We start from the raw sequence: 17,212 nt of genomic DNA, 5'->3' as shown, positions 1-17,212 counted from the left end.
CCGGGCGACACGCATGGCAGCCACCTGCATGGAGGCGACCCGCACGGCGGTGATCTTCGCGAGGGCGACGTTCACAAGGCGACGCGACGGCGGTATCACCGCGATATCGTGGCGATACGCGCCATGGCGTCTCCGCGCCCCGACTATAACGATTTATCAATCATGATCTACGTCTTAATACCGTAACGTTATTGTAACGTCAGCATCATGCCTCCGGGCACACCGCGGAACCGGGCTCGGTCGGTTGTCGCGAAATGGGTTTTCCGGTTCCCGGCCGCCTCTCGCGGCCGGCTTCGAGGACCGCTATGGGGCCGGCGCGCCGGGGCGCGGTGTCGCCCCCGCGGGTCCGATCGGCGGCGGGCCGAAAAATCCGGGCGGTAGACCGGCAGGTAGCGCCGGCAGGCCGGGGGGCGGAGCCGGGAGCCGCGAGGACGGCGCCGGGGCTTGGGCGCCTGGACCTTGGGCGCCCGGACCTTGGGTGCCCGCACCTTCGACACCGGAACCTTGCACGGGACCGAAGCCGCCGGGAGCGGGTGGCGCGACGCCCGCCATCCCGGGCGTCGGCGGGACCGGCGCGGTCGTCCCGCCGGCCGGCCGGCTCGCGGTCTCGGGCGGCGGGATGGTCAGCACCTCGCGATCGAGACCCTTCTCCAGGGCGACGGCGCGCAGTTGCACGTGGCGCAGGATCCAGCCCTTGTGATCCTGCCCGACCTTCAGGCGGACAACCGCCTTGGTGGCGGTGTCGACGAACACGCCGAGGCCCGCCGTGTCGGGTCCAGCCACGGTTCCGACGAGCTGCAGGGGCGGCTTCTCGGGCGGCCGCGGTGGCGCCGCTTCGACCGGCCGGACGACCGGCCGCGGCACGGCTGCGCCCGGCGGCAGGGCCGGCGGCCGCCGGGTCGGCGCGAACAGCGGCCGCTGCCGCGTCGTGGTGAGGCGACCGAGCGGCACCGACCACAGCGGGTTGCCCTGCGCGGGGGCGACCTCCGCGGTCTCGGCCCGCGGACCGGGCACCATGGCCGGAGCCACCGGCCCGGGACGCTCGAGATCGGCGTCGGACCGCGCGATGGCCGGCCCGGCCACCGAAGGCGGCGCCACCGGCCCGGGAGCGGCGACGCCCACCGTCGGCACGCCGAGCCCGGCCGCCAGGACGAGGGTGGCGATCGAACGCCCGCCGGAGTTTCGCGGCACGCTCATGGGCTCGCTCCCTGCCATTGCCCGGAGACGGCCAGCAACACCCGCAGCATCGTCGCACCCTTCTGCGGACCGTGAGGCGACTGGATCACGAGCTGATCGACGAACAGGAACGGCATCCCCGCCTCGAGATTGTAGAGCAGCGGCTGGATCGACGAGAAATCGAGTTCGACGTTCATCACCACGCTGACGAAGCCGGATTTCGCCTGCGGGCCCTGGGTGTCGACCTGCGACGACAGGATGGTGCCGCGGGCCCGGGTCACCGCGGTCGCGACCCGCTGCATCAGCGCGGCGCCCGCGACCGAGATCGTCGCACCTTCGAGAAACGGCGAGCCCGGAGGCACCGCCGCGTCGACCGGGGCGACGACGGCCGGCCGCGCCGCGGCGCGCGCCGCGAGTTGCTCGAGCACGGCGGCCGCGGCGGCGACCTCGTCGCGCCGCTGGGCGAGATCGAGCGCCGTCGTCACGGCGACGGCGACGAAGAGGACGACGAGGCCCCCATAGAGGGCCGCGGCGGCCACCGGGAAGCGCGCCAGCAGCCGGCGCGTGCGCTCCACCAGGCTCACGAGCCGCCTCCGAAATACGGCCGCAGCCGAGCCTCGATATGAAACCGCTCGCCGGGCTCGGCGGTCGATCGCGTGGTCGGCGCGAAGAAGGTCGCGCGGGTGAACTGCGGCGACTGCTCGATGATGGCGATCAGCGCGGCGGCGTCGCGGCTGAACCCGATCACCTGCAGCTTGTCGCCCTCGATGCGCAGCTCGGTCGCGTAGGTGTGGTCCGGCAGCGCCGCCGACAGCGATTCGAGCGCCATCACGGCGGCCGGGGTCGCGTGCTTGCGGCGGGCGAGCAGGTCGAGCGCCGAGTTCGCCTGCGGGTTCCGGCCCGCCCGCAACGCGACGCGCCGCTGGGCGATGCGCCGCTCGATGGCGGCCCGCTCGCTCTCCAGCCCATCGGCGACGAGCCCGCCGGCGCCGAGCGCGAGCGTCGCGGCGAGCGCCGACACGACGAGCACGACGGCGAGCGCGACGCGCAGTCCGGCATGCGGCTCGCGGGTTCCGATCCGCTGCGCATGGAGCGTGATCGGCCCGGTCCCCGCCGCGAGCCCGCCCACCGCGACGTCCACGCGCGTCGCGCCGAGATCGGTCAGCGCCTGCGACAGCGCGACGACCGGCGCCTTCGCGGTGGCGACGACCGTCACGGCGATGCGGTCGCCGCCCGCCTCGACGGGCCCGGTCCAGTGATAGACCGCGTCGGCGACGCTCCACGGCGTCAGGCGGTCGATCTGCGACCGCACGATCCCGTCGAGAAACTCGCCGGCCTTCCGGGGCAGGTCGAGGGGCCGGCTCAGGACGCGCGACGGCTGCAGCAGGAGATCGACCCGGCTGCCGCGCAGCGCGGCGGCCCAGGCGTCGGGCAGATCGTCACCGACCACCCCGTCGACGATGGTGACGCGCGCCGGCGTCGCCGGCATGTCCTTGCGGCGCGCCTGCTTGCGGCGCGCCTGCTGGCGCCCCCCTTGCGCCGGCGGGCGCAGCGTGAAGCGGCCGTCCGGCTCCTCGACGACCTCGATCCGGCGCACCGGCTTCAGCACGCCGAGCCGTTCGTTCGCCAGCCGGGCGAGCGTGTCGATCCACAGGCCGAACGAGGCCCCGATGTCCGCTGCCAGGCTCATCGCGTCTCTCCCGGCAGCCGCGCCGTCCCGGTGACCGGGTCGATGTCGTCGCGCCACGACAGCACCGTGTAGGGCGCCCTCCCGCCGCCGAGCTTGACGACCACCTCCGGCGATTGCCGCCGGCCGTCGGCGAAGGCGACGCGCATCCGCACCCGGTAGACGTCGCCGCCGCCGCCCGCGGCGCCGACCCCCGCCCCGACCTGGCGCGGCCCGAGCACCTCCAGCAGATCCTTCGGCTCGACGCCGGGCACGGCGCGGCGCGACAGGAAGTCGGCGAGCCGCAGCGGCGTCATGCCGGGCAGCGCCGCCATGATCTCGGGCGGCGCGTCGAGGATGTTCACGACATTGGCCCCCGTGTAGACGGTGACGAGCGGCAGCGCGCGCTGCACCAGGCCGGGCGGCAGGCCCGGCACCAGCCACAGCTCGTCGACACTGTCGAAATGCATCTGGCGCGGCCCGTAGGCGAGGCCGGCCGCGCGGTAGTGCTCGCGCTCCTCGGCCTCGGCGGCAGGCTTCAGACGCTTGCGCCAGCCGATGATCCGCTCGGCATGGGCCTCGGCCGCCTCGGGCGGCGCGCCGAGCGACGCGAACAGACCGGCGAGCAACCCCTTGCCGGCGCCGTTGAGATCGATCCGCGCCGCCTCGGCCACGTACTCGACCCGCAGGTCGGCCCGGCCGAGACGGAACGCGAAGCCGCCGCGGGTCGGCACCGGCGTCACGGCACGCGACGAGAGCTGCAGAGCGGTGAGCTCGAGCGCGGCCGTGATCAGCGCATCGGATTCGGCCGGCGCGTCGACCAGCGACAGCGCCGTCGCCGACTGCGCCACATAGACCGAGGCGATCGACGCCACGGTGGCGAGCGCCATCATGATCCACAGCACCGCGACGACGACGAAGCCGCCGCGGCGGGACCGTGACGACACCGGCAGGCGCGCCGACCGGCGAGGGCGGGACAGCGTCATTCGTCGCCCTCCGGCGGCGGCTTGGGACCGGCCTCCTCGATCCGCACGCGGGTCGCCGTCTCGAGCGCGCCGCCCGCCCGGGAGAGGTCGCGGACCGTGATGCGCACGACGCCCGGCAGCTTGGGCTTGCGCACCCAGCTCGGCTGCCAGCGGCGGTCCGCCTCGTCACCGCCGGCGAAGGCGAAGCCGACCCGCCAAGGGGCGCGCAGCAGCACCACCGGATCCGCGAAGGCGATGCCGGCGAACGGATCGTCGCCCTCGGCCGGCGGCACGTAGCGGGCGCGCAGCCGCACCAGCACCGGGCCGCGGCTGTCGGCGGTCTCGACGATCCGCACCACCTCGAGGCCGGGCGGCGTGTTGGGACCGAGGGCCGGACGGACGAAGGTGACGCCGGTCTCGTCGCCTTCGAACAGCGGCCGCGGCGACGTCCGGCCGGCCGCGATCGGCTCGGCGGCGGCGAGATCGGCGGCGAGCCGGTCGAGCACGATCGCCACTTGCTCGGTGCGCTCGACGCGCAGCAGCACGCGGCTCCAGTCCGGCATCCAGCGGCCCGTCACCTGACCCAGCACGCCCATCACCAGCCCCATCACGGCGATCGCGACCAGCATCTCGAACAGCGTGAAGCCGGCCGCGCCGGGGCCGGTCGAGGGGCGGCTCCGGGTGGGTGGGCGACTGCTCGTGCGACTCATGGCTTCGGCCGGCGCTGCAGCCGCACCGTCTCGGTGGCGAAGACGGCGCCCGACGGCGCGCGCACCCGCAGCTCGACCAGCACCGGCAGCCACGGCGAATCCGCCACCGCCGCGCCGCCGCCGAAATACGGCGACACGCGCACCTCGTAGCGATGGCCCGCGACCGTGCCGGCGAGATCCGCGGCCGTCATCGCCTCCGGCCGCGGCAGGGCTGTGGCGACGAGCCGCGCCGCCTCGGCGAGCGCGACGCGCTGCTCGAGCGTGCGCGCGCCGGTCGCCGTGGTCGCGACCAGCGACGCGATCGCCGCGAGGCCGGCCGCCAGCAAGGCGAGCGCCACCACGACCTCGACCATGGTGAAGCCGCGCTCGTCACGGTGCCGCCGACGCGACAATGTCGATCCCTCCGGTCAACCAGTTCACCCGCACCTCGACGGCCCGGCCGGGCCGCGACAGGCGGATCGTGCCGCCGCACGACATGCCGGTGGCGAGGAAGCCGATGGTCGACATCGCCGGCCGCCCCTCGCAGCGCTGCGGCAGAAGGGCGTCGACCGTCACGTCCTCCGGCAGCCGGACGACCCGGCCGCCGGCACCACCGACGATCGTCCGCCGGGGCGCATCGACCACCGCGGCGACCGCGGTGCGGGCCCGGATGGCGGCGCTGCGATCGGCCTTCAGCACGCTCGCGATCTCCACGGCATAGGCGTCGAGCCGCGGCCCCGACGTGCCGCGCGAGACCTGCGGCACGACGATCGCGGCCAGCATCGCGACCAGCGCGAGGACGCAGACGACCTCCAGCAGCGTGAAGCCGGCGGTCGCTCGGCGCCGCTCAGTCCTGGCCCGAGGCGATGTCGGCTGCGGTTCCAGTTCCGCCCTCCTGCCCGTCCGAGCCGAGCGAGCGCACCTCGTAGCCGCCGCGGTCGCCGGGGAAGCGATAGAGATACGGGTGGCCCCAGGGATCGCTCGGCACCGTGCCGCCCTTCAGATAGGGCCCGTTCCACGCGCTGATGCCGCTGACCGGGCGGACCAGCGCGTCGAGCCCTTCGCCGTTCGACGGGAACCGCCCGGCATCGAGATAGAACAGGTCGAGCGCGCTGGCGAAGCTCTGGATCTGGATCTTCGCCGTCTTGACGCGCGAGTCGCTCAGGTAATTGAGGACACGCGGACCGACGAGGCCCATGATCAGGCCGATGATGGTGATCACCACCAGCATCTCGACCAGCGTGAAGCCAGCCTCGCCGCCACGCCCCCGGCGGCGAGGCGCCGACCGTCTCACCCGCCGTGCACGAACCCGCATCTCGCACCTCCCCTCGTCATCCCACCACCTGACTGACCGAGAGCAGCGCCGTCATCACCGACACGATCAGGCCGCCGACCACGACGCTGATCAGCACGATCGCGGCGGGGCCGATGATCCCGACCATGCGGTCGAGCTGGCGCTGCAGCTTGGATTCGTAGAACTCGGCGACCCGCCCGGAGAGGACCGGGAGCTGCCCGGTCTCCTCGCCGAGCCGCAGCATGCGCACCGCCATGGCGGGCAGCACCGAGGCGCCGGCGAGGGCCTCCGACAGCTTGCCGCCGTGGCGGACGCGATCGGCCATGGCGCTCCACACGGCCGCGTCGCCGGTCGCCGCCATGATGTCGATCAGGATGCGCAGCGTCTGGGTCAGCGTCACGCCGCTGCCGAGCAGCACGCCGAGGCTGCGGCAGAACAGGGCGGTGCGGTAGAACTCGAACACCAGCGAGAGCACCGGCAGCCGTGCGAGCCCGCCCAGCACCGCGCTCTTGACGGCCGGACGGCGCAGCAGGAGCCCGCCGGCGACGACGATCACGAGCGCGCCGACGCCGATCTCGACGCCGTTGCCGCGCAGGAGGTCGGACAGCGCCATGAAGGTCTCGACCACCGGATCGGTCTTCGCCTTGAAATCGCGCAGCACCGCGGAGAACTGCGGCAGCACGAACACGACGAAGAAGACCAGGACGCCGCCGGCGGCGAGCAGCACGAAGGCCGGATAATGGAGCGCGTCGGTCACCCGCCGGCGCAGCGCCTCGGTGCGGGCACGCTCCTGGCCGAGCGTCTCCAGCACGTGATCGAGGCTGCCCGACATCTCGCCGACCCGCACCAGCGCGACGAACATGGCCGGGAACAGGGCCGGGTGGCGGCCGAGCGCCTCGGCGAAGCTCTCGCCCGAGAGAATGGCGGCCCGGATCTCGCCGATGACCGGGCGCAGGCGGCCGACATCCATGTCGCCGGCGAGCAGCTCGAGCGCGTCGTCGAGCCGCGCTCCGGCCTTGAGCAGCAGCGCGAGGTCGCGGGTGAAGACCGTCACGTCCACGGCGCGCGGACGCGACAGCGAGAACGAGAACGGTCCCGGGCCTGCCGCCTTGTCGGGCGCCGTCTCGATCGGCATCAGCCCGAGATACTCGATGCGCTGCGTCACCTCGGCGGCGCTCGCCGCCGCGATCGAGCCGGCGACGATCTCGCCGTTCGGGGACAAGGCGCGATAGCGGAAATTGGGCATCGCGCCGCGCCTCACCGCACCGTGGTGACGCGCAGAACCTCGGCCGCAGAGGTCAGGCCCGCGCGGCATTTCGCCAGCCCGTCGTCGATCATCGTGGTCATGCCGCCGGCGATCGCGACCTTGTCGATCGCGGCCCAGTCGGACTGCTCGTCGACCAGCCGGCGCACTTCCTCGGACATCTCCAGGATCTCGAACACGCCGAGCCGGCCGCGATAGCCGCTGCCGCCGCAGCGATCGCAGCCGACCGGCTCGTGGATCGTCTCGCCGACCGCGAAGCCGATCGCCTCGTAGCGGGCGTCGGCCGCGACGTCCGCGGCGGTCAGCGGCCGCTGCGACTTGCAGCGCTCGCAGAGCTGACGCACAAGACGCTGGGCGACGACCGCGCGCAACGTCGAGCGCAGCAGGAACGCCTCGACGCCGAGATCGAGCAGGCGCGGCACCGCCGCCGCCGCCGTCTCGGTGTGCAGCGTGGTCAGCACCAGATGGCCGGTGAGCGCGGCGTGGATCGCGATATGCGCGGTCTCGGCGTCGCGGATCTCGCCGACCATGATCACGTCCGGATCCTGACGGACGAAAGACCGCAAGGCCGCCGCGAAGGTCAGCCCGATCGCCGGCTTCGCCTGCGACTGGCAGATGCCGGCGATCTCGTACTCGACCGGATCCTCGATCGTGAGGATCTTGCGGGTCGGCTCGTTGAGGATCGACAGCACGGTGGCGAGCGTCGTCGTCTTGCCGCTGCCGGTCGGCCCGGTCACGACGATCATGCCGTGCGGCAGGGCCAGGGCGCGGCGCAGCTTGCGCTCGTCGGCGGGCCGGAAGCCGAGCTTCTCCACCGCGAGCAGGGCGCGATCCTTCGGCAGGAGGCGAATGACGGCCGACTCGCCGTGCTGGGTCGGCATCACGGCAACGCGGACGTCGATCTCGGACCGCCCGACTTTCACCCGCGCGGCGCCATCCTGGGGCAGGCGGCGCTCGGCGATGTTGAGGCCGGCGAGGATTTTTATGCGCGAGATCACGGCCTGCGGCACCGCATCGGGCGGCGTCGGGATCGGCCGCAGCAGCCCGTCGACGCGCAGCCGCACCTGCAGCGCGCCGCGGGTCGGCTCGATGTGGATGTCGCTCGCGCGCAGCTCGACCGCGCTCTCGAACAGATCGTTGACGGCGCGCACCACCGGCGCCCCGCTCGCCAGATCGCGCAGGCTGTCGATGTCGTCGTCCTGCACGGCGGCGGCGGCGGCGCCGTCCGGCCCGGCGGCGGGCTCGTCGCCGAGCCGCCGGTCGAGCGCCGTGGCGATGTCCTCGAACGAGGCGATCCGAATGTCGAGCCCCGGGCCGAGCACGATCTCGGCCGCCCGCACGGCCGCCGCGTCGGTCGGGTCGGCGAGCGCGATCGCCGGCGCGCCGTCGGCGGCCTCGAACGGGAAGATCGACATCTCGCGGAGGAAGCGGCGCGAGAAGCGGGCGACCAGCGGCGGCGCCGCGACGAGATCGGCCAGCCCCACCCGGGACCGCCCGAAGAAGCCGGCGACCTCGTCGGCCAGCTCGCCGGCGGCGATCTCGCCGCCCTCCCACAGGCTGCGCAGCCGATGCTCGGCCGTCGCGGCCGTCGGCGGGTCGCCGGTGTCGGCGGCGGTGCGCGGCGACGCGCCGATGCGGCGCGCCAGATGTGCCGCGAACTGCTCGGCCGTCGTCCCGGCGCCGTCCGGACCCATGTCACCCTCGCTGCGAGAGGGCTGTCTTATGGCGCACGATGTTAGTGGAAATGTGACATCGTTACCGCGCACCGAACGCATCCGTCGGCACATCTCATGATCGCGCGGCCCGTCATGGCGAGATCGTGCCGTGTGCCCCGGTCGCGCATCGCCCGATATCTCACCACACGCCTTGCGAAACACGGACGCGGAGATGGGTGTCGACGCACGCGCCCGCGACGACCGAGGCACATTCGCGATATCGATATGTCATGATGCCTCGCTACAGAACATAATCCAGATGTGATCGACGCGGACGCCGCGCACCGTTCCGGTCACACGTGTCACGAGTGGACCAGTCCGTGCATCGAGACATCCTCTGTCGCAGCGGCCCGGCGATCCTGTGTCTCGCGTTCTGCGCGGCCGTGCTGGCGGCGTGCAACGGCGTGCCGGGCAGCGTCGACGAGGGGCGCGAGCCCGACGTGTTCGACAAGGTCCGCTCGATCGACCTCCTGCCCCGCTTTCCGAACCAGGTCCGCCAGGAACAGCTCGGCGGCGGACGCCGGGTCAAGCCGGTCATCTACACGGGCGACGAGGCCACGGGCGACACCGCCCCGCGGCCGCAGCCGACCGCCGCCGGCGACGGCTTCGACCTGAACTTCGAGAACGCCCCGGTCGCCTCGGTCGCCAAGGTCGTGCTCGGCGACATTCTCGGCGTCGGCTACGTGATCGACGGCCGCGTGCAGGGCACCGTCAGTCTCGCCTCGGCCCGCCCGGTGCCGAAGTCCGATCTCGTGTTCGTGCTGGAGAACGCGCTGCGGCTGAACGGCATCGCGCTGGTGCGCGACAACGCCGCCTATCGGCTGATGCCGCAGGCCGACGCGGCCGGCGCCGGCTCGGTCGATCCGGCCGAGCGGACCCAGCCCGGCTACGGCGTCTCGGTCGTTCCGCTGCACTACGTCTCGTCGCAGACACTGCTCAAGCTGATCGACAGCTTCGTCGCCAAGCCCGGCATGGCGCGCGCCGAGCCGGGCCGCAACCTGATCCTGATCCAGGGCACCGGCACCGAGCGGCGCAACATCGTCGACATGACGCTGAAGTTCGACGCCGACTGGATGCGCGGGCAGTCGGTCGGGATCTTCCCCGTCCAGAACGGCAATCCGGAGCCGATCATCGCCGAGCTCGAGAAGATCCTGGACGGCGGCGAGGGCGGCGTGACGCAGGGCGTCGTCAAGTTCCAGACGATCGCCCGCATGAACGCCGTGCTCGCGGTGTCGCGCAAGCCCGAGATGCTCCGCCGCGTCGAGACCTGGATCCGCCGCCTCGACGCGGTCGACACGGGGCGGTCCAGCGTCCATGTCTACACGGTCAAATACGGCGAGGCCCGCAACATCGCGCGCGTCCTCAACGAGATGTTCGTCGGCGGCGGCGGCGCCTCGCTGGACGGCGGCGCCGGCATCGCACCCGGCTCCGGCACGACGACGAGCAGCAGCGGCTCGTCCGGACTGAGCCGCTTGTCCGGCAGCGGAACCGGCGCCGGAACGGGACTCGGAGCCGGCACGTCGGGCGGCGGGCTCGGATCGCGGACGGCTTCGACCGGCCTCGGCAGTGGCACGGGCACGGCGACCGGCGGCGCCGGGCAGAGCGGCAGCCTGATCGACAGCCGCGGCGGCGGCCTGTTCGACAATCGCCCGGCGGGGGCCGCCGGCGCGGCGGGCGGCGCCGGGGCAGCCGGCACGACGCCGGTGCTGCAGGGCGTGCGCATCACGGCGGACACGATCAACAACACGCTGCTGATCTACGCCAACCAGGAGAACTTTTCACTGATCGAGCGGACACTGCGACAGATCGACCGGCCGCAGCTCCAGGTGGCGATCGACGCCACGGTCGCCGAGGTGACGCTCAACGACAGCCTGCGCTACGGCGTGCAGTTCTATCTGAACGCCCGCAATCTCGGCCTGCCGGCCTATCAGAAGGGCTCGGTCGTCAACACCACCTCGACCGGAACCAGCGCCGCGGCGACGGCCGTGAGCACGGCCGCCAACGCGCTGATCAACCGCGCCTTCCCGGGCTTCAACTTCCTGATCGGCGACGAGACCTCGCCCAACGTGATCCTCGAGGCGCTGCGCGACGTCACCAGCCTGAAGGTCTTGTCCAACCCGTCGGTGGTCGTCATCGACAACCAGGTCGCGACCCTGCAGGTCGGCGACGAGGTGCCGGTGTCGACCGGCAGCGCCACGGTGCTCACCACCAGCAACACCGTGGTGAACAGCATCGACTACCGCAACACCGGCATCATCCTGCGGGTGGTGCCGCGCATCAACGCCAACGGCAACGTCCGGCTCGAGATCGAGCAGGAGATCAGCAACGTGACGCCGGAGACGGCGACATCGCTCACCCCGACCGTGTCGCAGCGCAAGGTCCGCAGCGCTATCGCGGTCGCCAGCGGCCAGACCGTGCTGCTCGCCGGGCTGATCAGCGAGCGCCAGTCGACCAACCGCAGCGGCGTGCCGGTGCTGGAGAGCATTCCGGGCGTCGGCGAGGCGTTCAGCCACAACGAGAGGTCGATCACCCGGACCGAGCTGATCATCTTCATCCGACCGCAGATCATTCGTGACAGCGTCGACGCGCATTTCGTCGCCGAGGAGCTGCGCACCAAGCTGCGCGGCACGCTGGGCGCCTCGGCGCCCGGCGCCGTTCTGCTCCCGGCCGCGCGATGATCCGACGCCGAGATGCGTGACGTGAGGCGCGCGCGAGCACCCGAGGCAGAGGAGACCCGAACATGCGGACCTCGATGGCGATCGCGCTGACGGTCACGATGCTCGCTCTCGCGGGAACGACGCCTGCGACGGCCGACGCGCTCGCGGCGGGGCGCGCCGCCTATGCGCGCCGCGACTATGCGCGCGCCGCGGCGATGCTCGGCCCGCTCGCCGAGCGCGGCAATGCCGAAGCGCAGATGATGCTCGGCTTCATGTTCGCGACCGGACAGGGTGTGCCGCAGGCTTATGACGCCGCCACCTACTGGTACCGCCGGTCGGCCGAGCAGGGCAACACCACGGCCCAGCATCTGCTCGGCCTGATGTACGACAAGGGCCACGGCGTTCGGCCGAGCGAGATCGAGGCCTACAAGTGGCTCAACCTCGCCGCCGCCCGCGCCCCGAAGGCCAATCGCGACTACTATCAGCGGCTACGCGACGCGGTCGCCTCGAAGATGACCCGCGGCCAGATCACGATCGGCCAATGGCGGGCGCTGGAGTGGGCGGCGCGGCCGCGTGATTGAGGCCGACTCGGGAGCGACACCTCGGGCCGACGGCGCTCGCGCCGCTTCGATCCTTCGGCCGAGCAGATCGGCCCGCCGAGCAGAGCCGTCAGCCGAGCAGAGCCTGCTCGATCAGCCAGCCGATCCAGATCGCCGGCGCGAGAGACTGCCCGAACGGCAGCCGGGCCCGCGCCCGCAGCCGTCGCCCACGTCCATGCACCCTGACGGCGTGCATCGTGAGCGCCGCCAGCGCGGCGATCTCGACGGCCACCGGAATGATCGGCCAGCCGAGCCACGCGCCGGCGACGGCGGCGAGCTTCACGTCGCCGAGGCCGAGGCCGTCGCGTCCGCGCAGCCAGCGGTAGACCGCCCACAGGAGCCCGAACACGGCCGCGCTCACGCCGGCGCGCATCGCCGCGTCGGCGACCGCGGCGACGATCGCACCGTCGCCGCTCGTCACGGCGGCGTGCACCAGGCCGAGGATCAGGCCGGCCGCGGTGAGCGGATCGGGAATGACGAAGCTGCGCCGATCGACGGCGGCGATCGCGGTCGCGACGCCCGCCAGGGCGCCGCCGAGCCAACCGGCCGGTCCGGGAACGACGGCGATGCTGACGAGGGCGGCGGCCGATCCGGCGAGCGCGAACCAGCCCGCGGCGCTCACGACCCCGTGCCCGGCCGCGCCCCGTCGCACGATGACCGACATGATTCGCTCCCTCGCCGGACCGCTCGCAGGCTCTCGCGCAGGTGCCCGCGCCGGTGCCGAACGTTATCGCGCCGCGCCACGACGTGACGACGACAAAAAAAAGCACCCGGCCGGAGCCGGGTGCCGTGGATGGCGGGACACCCGGTGGCGACGCCGCACGCGCGGCGCCGCCTTCGCGGTCTCCTGATTACTTCGCGCCGGCCTTGCCGTAGCAGTCGGTGCCCGACTCGTTGTTCAGGTGCAGACCGTACACCGGATCGTCGACCTGGCCCCACCAGGCGCGCTGGATCCAGGCGCCCGACGGCGGAACGAAGCCGTAAGCGGCGAGGATCCCCTGGGCGTCGGTCCCGGAGAGGAAGTACAGGAGCGTGCGCACGTGCACGCCGATGTTCGGGTTGGTGGCGGCGTCGTAGCACGAGTAGAAATTCAGCCAGGTGTGGCCGGCGATCGGATAAGCATCCTTGCCGTTCGGGTTCTGATTGATACCGAACTGGCTGATCGCCACGGCATCGACGCCGGCGGAAGCCGGCGGCGGCGCGAGCGATTCCATCGCCTGCGAGGTCGTGTAGGTGTCCGGCGCCACGAAGAAGCGGGCCGGGATGCCCGAGACCTGCGGCTTGCGCTTCGCGTCCCACTCGTTCTGCAGGTTGGCGACGCGCGGGCCGCTGGCGACGAAGGGCTGCACGAAATCGGTCGACGAGTAGCCGATCGCGCCGTTGGTGCTCTGGATCACCGCGATCACGGCCGCGTTGCCGTTCGAGGTCGGCTGCGTGAAGGTGGCGCCGCCCGGATTCGGAATCGCCACCCCGCACTGGTCGGCGGGGTAGTCCGGCCAGTTCACCAGATTGCTGCCCTTGGGAACCAGCAGGGTGGTCCCGCAGGCCGAGGCAGCCACCGTGCGATCGGTCCACGGGAACCGGTACGACACGAGCGTCGCGTCAGACTCGTTGTTCGGGCCGAACTCGTCGAGGCACTGCTCGCGCATCGCGGTGGTGAAGATGAAGCTCGTGCCGCTGCTGTCGAAGCGGTGCACGAAGGTGATGTTGCCGGTGCCGAGCTGGGTGCCGCCGTTGAGGGCGGTCAGGCGCGAATCGTCCCACTTGCGCAGGTGACCGGACACGAGCGCGCACATCAGGTTGCGCGACAGGTTGAGGCGGCTCGACGGGGTGGTCGGGCCCAGGGCCGGGTCGGTGTTGTGAACCACCGTGTCCGGGCCGACGTCGTTGATCGGGTTGCCGTTGCCGTCGTTGTTGTTGAACGCGAAGGTGACGGCGCCGGCGAGCGACGGAAGCTGGATGATCCGGCCGTACTGCGCCGGCAGCGCATTCACGTTCGCCTGGGTGACGACGTCGTCGCTCGCCCAGAAATGATAGTTCGGATAGGGGAAGGTGGGCTGCTGCGACGAGACGTAGGGGACGATGCTGGTGGTCGACGGCGACGGGACGAGACCGCCGTTGTTGGCCAGGAAGGCGGCGCGGCCGCTGCCCGAACCGACCGGGGCGTAGAGAATCTGAGCGTAGTAGTTGACGGCGTTGCCGCTCGGCGCGCCGCACTTCGGATGAATCGCGAACGGCGGCGTGTTCGTGTTGCCGTTGCCGTCCACCGGAACGTAGAGGCAGTCGAACAGGGAGCGATACGCGACCGACGGAAACGTCGCGCCGGCACCGTAGATGGGGAAGTAGACCTGGGCAGACGTCGGCTCCGCGGCGCCGAAGCACGCCAGTGCGGCCGAAGCCATGAGCCAAGTTTTCAGCGATCGCATCTCGAAAACTCCTGTGGAAAGAGAGCGCTCCGGCCCGCCGACCTTGCGACGGTGCTGCCGGGTGCGCGGACCTTAGTCGCGAGACGTGATCGTTTGATTGGCGTTTTGTGAATTATGTTACTCTCGTGGTAGAGTCCGGCGCGACGGCGTCATCTTTCGGGCCGATGCGTGATCGCAGTCCATCGTCGCGACGATCGACGGTCGAGCGGCGGCCCCGCCGGAGGGTTCACATCCGTCATCGATCGACGGTTTCACGGGCGTTTCCGCGAGCACCCTCGCGATTCGGCGAAGCGTCTCGTGCGGCCGGTCGCGCTGACGGCGATCGCACCCTACATCCGCGCCTTACATCACATATCGACACACATTATGATATATGCGCACCGCACCCCTACATATCGTTGTCACAGCCCGGCTCTAGGGGATCGTCGACCGGGAGCTGACCTCATGCGCGTGTTGGAGATCATCGGGTCCGTCGATCCGCGGCACGGCGGTCCGGTCGAGGGCGTGATCCGGCAGGCGGTCGCGCGTCGGCAGTTCGGCCTCGAGACCAGCATCGTCACGCTCGATCCGCCGAACGAGCCGTGGCTGCGCGACATCCCGGTTCCGATCGTCGCGCTCGGTCGCTCCGGCGGCGCCGGTTCGAGCCGGCTGCCGTGGCGGCGTTACGGCCTCGGCTCGACGATGGTTCCCTGGCTGCGCCAGAATCTGTGCGAGCACGACGTCGCGGTCGTCAACGGATTGTGGAACTACGCCGTCTGCGCGGCCCGTCGGACGCTGATCGACAGCGGCGTCCCCTATGTCGTGTTCGCGCACGGGATGCTCGATCCCTGGCTCCTGCATCGCCATCCCGTCAAGCACGCGGCGAAGCGGCTGTCCTTCGCCCTGATCGAGAAGCCGCTGCTCGACCGGGCGCGCGCCGTGCTCTTCGCCACCGAGGACGAGAGGAACCGGGCGCGCGCCGGCGACTGGCGCTTCGCCGCGCCGGACCGCATCGTCGGCTACGGAACCGCCGAGCCCGACGGAGATCCGGCCGCCCAGGTCGAGGCGTTCGGACGCCTCATCCCCGCCTTGCGCGAGCGGCGCTTCCTGCTGTTTCTGGGACGGCTCCATCCCATCAAGGGATGCGATCTCCTCGTCGAGGCTTTCGCGCGCGTCGCCGCGCAGCGGCGCGACGTCGATCTGGTGATCGCCGGGCCGGACCCGGTCGGGTGGCGCACCGAGCTGCAGCGGCGAGCCGCGGCGCTCGGCCTCGCGGAGCGCATCCACTGGCTCGGGATGCTGACCGGCGACGCCAAACTGGGCGCGTTGCGGAGCTGCGACGCGATGGTCCTGCCGTCGCACAGCGAGAGCTTCGGCATGGTCGTCGCCGAGGCGCTCGCCGCCGCCGCACCGGTGCTGATCACCGACAAGGTACCGCTCTGGCGTGACGTCGCCGCCGACGGCGCCGGCCTCGCCGACAGCGACGACGTCGACGGTGTGCATCGCGTGCTGGAGGCGTTCCTGTCGGCGCCCCCGGAGCGGATCGGCCGGATGCGCGGCGCGGCGCGCGCCTGCTTCTTGCGGCGCTACGAGATCAGCATCGCCACGCGACGCTACACGGACGCGCTGCGCGACGCCGCCCGCGGGACGGCGGAGACCGGGCGACCGGCCCCCGTCATGGCGATGAAATGTTAGCCTCCTATACGAGGCCGACCAATACGTTACTCGCTCGATGCCGTCGTTCGGCAACGACAGATTCGGCAACGACGGACAGGTACGACATGGCCGATTATCCCAGCGACGGCGCCACGCTCGCCGCCGAGCCCTCCGTTACCGAGCTCTCCACTGCCGAGCCCTCCGCCGCCGAGACCCTCGCCGCCGAGCCCCTCGCCGCGACGCCTCTCGCCGACTTCTCCGCGGCTACGGACAGGGAGCCCGGCGCAATGCGGCCACGCACGGTCCGCGAGGCTGTCGCACTCGCGGTGAGTCGCTATCGCCCGCGCAGCGACAGCCCGGATCCCGCACGCGACCAGGCTCTCGTCGCCTCCGTGGCATCTCATTCCGAGCGCGTCGCCGACAGCCTGGACACCGTGATCGGCGCGATTCCGAAAGGCGGCACGGTCGCCGACATCGGCGGCGGGCTCACGCCGTGCTGCCACGCGCTGTCGCTGCTCGGATACCGGACCCTCCTGATCGACGACTTCGGCGACCGTGGGTACGCCGACGCGGCGTGGATCCTCGATCAGAAGCGGCGCGACGGCGTCGAGATCCGCTCCTGCGACGTCCTCAGTTCGGTGCCGCTGGAGGAGAGCTCGGTGGACGCGGTGATCACGTTCGACTGCCTCGAGCATCTGCACCACTCGCCCAAGGCGATGCTCCGGCAATGCGTCGCCGCGCTGAAGCCGGGTGGCTTCTTCTTCCTCGGCGTTCCGAACTGCGTCAACCTGCGCAAGCGACTCACCGTGCCGTTCGGCATCGGCAAGTGGAGCACGATGGCCGATTGGTGGGAGAGCGATGTCTTCCGCGGTCATGTCCGCGAGCCCGACGTCGAGGATCTGGCCTACATCGCGAAGTCGCTCGGGCTCGAGAACGTGAGGATATTCGGTCGCAACTGGCTCGGCTACGAATCCCGGTTCGGCTTCGTCCGCCTGCTCACCCCGGCCGGCGACCGGATCCTGCGGCTGTTCCCGAGCCTGTGCGCGAACATCTACGTCTGCGGGACGCGGCCGGCGGCCTGAACGGCGCGCCGCCGCGTTCCCGTGCGGCCGCGATGCTCGCCGCC

At 71.7% G+C, this 17,212-nt stretch carries 16 protein-coding genes; 4 read left to right on the top strand and 12 right to left on the bottom strand.

Annotation, left to right across the window (positions count from 1 at the left end; all coding sequences use genetic code 11):
* Positions 1-303: 303 nt before the first annotated feature.
* The 10 genes from ACFSOX_RS16110 to ACFSOX_RS16065 are packed head-to-tail and all read right to left on the bottom strand — an operon-like array spanning position 304 to position 8,748.
* Positions 304-1,197, bottom strand: coding sequence for a hypothetical protein (locus ACFSOX_RS16110; protein ID WP_378478832.1), 894 nt, complete (start codon positions 1,195-1,197; stop codon positions 304-306).
* A complete protein-coding gene (gene gspM / locus ACFSOX_RS16105; RefSeq protein ID WP_378478831.1) occupies positions 1,194-1,760 on the bottom strand; it encodes a type II secretion system protein GspM in 567 nt (188 codons plus the stop codon). Before gspM ends, ACFSOX_RS16110 begins: the two co-directional genes overlap by 4 nt.
* A complete protein-coding gene (locus ACFSOX_RS16100; protein ID WP_378478830.1) occupies positions 1,757-2,866 on the bottom strand; it encodes a PilN domain-containing protein in 1,110 nt (369 codons plus the stop codon). Before ACFSOX_RS16100 ends, gspM begins: the two co-directional genes overlap by 4 nt.
* Positions 2,863-3,828, bottom strand: a complete 966-nt coding sequence (locus ACFSOX_RS16095; RefSeq protein WP_378478829.1) for a type II secretion system minor pseudopilin — start codon at positions 3,826-3,828, stop codon at positions 2,863-2,865. The genes ACFSOX_RS16100 and ACFSOX_RS16095 overlap by 4 nt, the downstream gene beginning before the upstream one ends.
* Positions 3,825-4,517, bottom strand: coding sequence for a PulJ/GspJ family protein (locus ACFSOX_RS16090; protein WP_378478828.1), 693 nt, complete (start codon positions 4,515-4,517; stop codon positions 3,825-3,827). The genes ACFSOX_RS16095 and ACFSOX_RS16090 overlap by 4 nt, the downstream gene beginning before the upstream one ends.
* Positions 4,514-4,909 carry a prepilin-type N-terminal cleavage/methylation domain-containing protein gene (locus tag ACFSOX_RS16085; RefSeq protein ID WP_378478827.1) on the bottom strand — a complete coding sequence of 132 codons (396 nt, stop codon included), beginning with the start codon at positions 4,907-4,909 and terminating at the stop codon, positions 4,514-4,516. The genes ACFSOX_RS16090 and ACFSOX_RS16085 overlap by 4 nt, the downstream gene beginning before the upstream one ends.
* A complete protein-coding gene (locus ACFSOX_RS16080) occupies positions 4,887-5,381 on the bottom strand; it encodes a Tfp pilus assembly protein FimT/FimU (RefSeq protein ID WP_378478880.1) in 495 nt (164 codons plus the stop codon). The genes ACFSOX_RS16085 and ACFSOX_RS16080 overlap by 23 nt, the downstream gene beginning before the upstream one ends.
* Positions 5,344-5,811 carry a type II secretion system major pseudopilin GspG gene (gene gspG, locus ACFSOX_RS16075; RefSeq protein WP_378478826.1) on the bottom strand — a complete coding sequence of 156 codons (468 nt, stop codon included), beginning with the start codon at positions 5,809-5,811 and terminating at the stop codon, positions 5,344-5,346. The genes ACFSOX_RS16080 and gspG overlap by 38 nt, the downstream gene beginning before the upstream one ends.
* Before the next feature lie 16 nt (positions 5,812-5,827).
* On the bottom strand, positions 5,828-7,036 hold the full coding sequence (locus ACFSOX_RS16070; protein ID WP_378478825.1) for a type II secretion system F family protein: 1,209 nt from the start codon (positions 7,034-7,036) through the stop codon (positions 5,828-5,830).
* 11 nt (positions 7,037-7,047) lie between these two features.
* Positions 7,048-8,748 carry a GspE/PulE family protein gene (locus tag ACFSOX_RS16065; protein ID WP_378478824.1) on the bottom strand — a complete coding sequence of 567 codons (1,701 nt, stop codon included), beginning with the start codon at positions 8,746-8,748 and terminating at the stop codon, positions 7,048-7,050.
* A gap of 341 nt (positions 8,749-9,089) precedes the next feature.
* Between ACFSOX_RS16065 and gspD the strand changes: the two genes are divergently transcribed.
* The gene (gene gspD / locus ACFSOX_RS16060) at positions 9,090-11,447 is read left to right on the top strand and encodes a type II secretion system secretin GspD (RefSeq protein ID WP_378478823.1); all 2,358 of its coding nucleotides are present in this window, start codon (positions 9,090-9,092) and stop codon (positions 11,445-11,447) included.
* A gap of 62 nt (positions 11,448-11,509) precedes the next feature.
* The gene (locus ACFSOX_RS16055) at positions 11,510-12,007 is read left to right on the top strand and encodes a tetratricopeptide repeat protein (protein WP_378478822.1); all 498 of its coding nucleotides are present in this window, start codon (positions 11,510-11,512) and stop codon (positions 12,005-12,007) included.
* 88 nt (positions 12,008-12,095) lie between these two features.
* Here ACFSOX_RS16055 and ACFSOX_RS16050 read toward each other — a convergent pair whose 3' ends face one another.
* Together ACFSOX_RS16050 and ACFSOX_RS16045 are read right to left on the bottom strand one after the other, a co-directional pair.
* Positions 12,096-12,689, bottom strand: coding sequence for a prepilin peptidase (locus ACFSOX_RS16050; protein ID WP_378478821.1), 594 nt, complete (start codon positions 12,687-12,689; stop codon positions 12,096-12,098).
* A gap of 187 nt (positions 12,690-12,876) precedes the next feature.
* Positions 12,877-14,451, bottom strand: a complete 1,575-nt coding sequence (locus tag ACFSOX_RS16045) for a substrate-binding domain-containing protein (protein ID WP_378478820.1) — start codon at positions 14,449-14,451, stop codon at positions 12,877-12,879.
* Positions 14,452-14,895: 444 nt separating this feature from the next.
* Here ACFSOX_RS16045 and ACFSOX_RS16040 point away from each other — a divergent pair, with 444 nt between their 5' ends.
* Entirely contained in the window at positions 14,896-16,125 is a 1,230-nt protein-coding gene (locus tag ACFSOX_RS16040) for a glycosyltransferase (RefSeq protein WP_378478819.1), read from the top strand.
* Entirely contained in the window at positions 16,119-17,168 is a 1,050-nt protein-coding gene (locus ACFSOX_RS16035) for a class I SAM-dependent methyltransferase (protein ID WP_378478818.1), read from the top strand. The genes ACFSOX_RS16040 and ACFSOX_RS16035 overlap by 7 nt, the downstream gene beginning before the upstream one ends.
* The last annotated feature ends 44 nt before the right edge of the window (positions 17,169-17,212 follow it).

The organism is Rhodoplanes azumiensis (genome assembly GCF_042682915.1).
Classification (GTDB): Bacteria; Pseudomonadota; Alphaproteobacteria; order Rhizobiales; family Xanthobacteraceae; genus Rhodoplanes; species Rhodoplanes azumiensis.
The sequence above is the reverse complement of the archived record's forward strand: the minus strand, read 5'-3'. Positions and strand labels throughout refer to the sequence as shown.

What these genes read in the sequence shown, in the direction of transcription:
- ACFSOX_RS16110 (WP_378478832.1), bottom strand. Translation starts at nt 1,197, where the DNA reads ATGAGCGTGCCGCGAAACTCCGGCGGGCGTTCGATCGCCACCCTCGTC.
- ACFSOX_RS16100 (WP_378478830.1), bottom strand. Translation starts at nt 2,866, where the DNA reads ATGAGCCTGGCAGCGGACATCGGGGCCTCGTTCGGCCTGTGGATCGAC.
- ACFSOX_RS16095 (WP_378478829.1), bottom strand. Translation starts at nt 3,828, where the DNA reads ATGACGCTGTCCCGCCCTCGCCGGTCGGCGCGCCTGCCGGTGTCGTCA.
- ACFSOX_RS16090 (WP_378478828.1), bottom strand. Translation starts at nt 4,517, where the DNA reads ATGAGTCGCACGAGCAGTCGCCCACCCACCCGGAGCCGCCCCTCGACC.
- gspG (WP_378478826.1), bottom strand. Translation starts at nt 5,811, where the DNA reads ATGCGGGTTCGTGCACGGCGGGTGAGACGGTCGGCGCCTCGCCGCCGG.
- ACFSOX_RS16070 (WP_378478825.1), bottom strand. Translation starts at nt 7,036, where the DNA reads ATGCCCAATTTCCGCTATCGCGCCTTGTCCCCGAACGGCGAGATCGTC.
- ACFSOX_RS16065 (WP_378478824.1), bottom strand. Translation starts at nt 8,748, where the DNA reads ATGGGTCCGGACGGCGCCGGGACGACGGCCGAGCAGTTCGCGGCACAT.
- ACFSOX_RS16055 (WP_378478822.1), top strand. Translation starts at nt 11,510, where the DNA reads ATGCGGACCTCGATGGCGATCGCGCTGACGGTCACGATGCTCGCTCTC.
- ACFSOX_RS16050 (WP_378478821.1), bottom strand. Translation starts at nt 12,689, where the DNA reads ATGTCGGTCATCGTGCGACGGGGCGCGGCCGGGCACGGGGTCGTGAGC.
- ACFSOX_RS16045 (WP_378478820.1), bottom strand. Translation starts at nt 14,451, where the DNA reads ATGCGATCGCTGAAAACTTGGCTCATGGCTTCGGCCGCACTGGCGTGC.
- ACFSOX_RS16040 (WP_378478819.1), top strand. Translation starts at nt 14,896, where the DNA reads ATGCGCGTGTTGGAGATCATCGGGTCCGTCGATCCGCGGCACGGCGGT.
- ACFSOX_RS16035 (WP_378478818.1), top strand. Translation starts at nt 16,119, where the DNA reads ATGTTAGCCTCCTATACGAGGCCGACCAATACGTTACTCGCTCGATGC.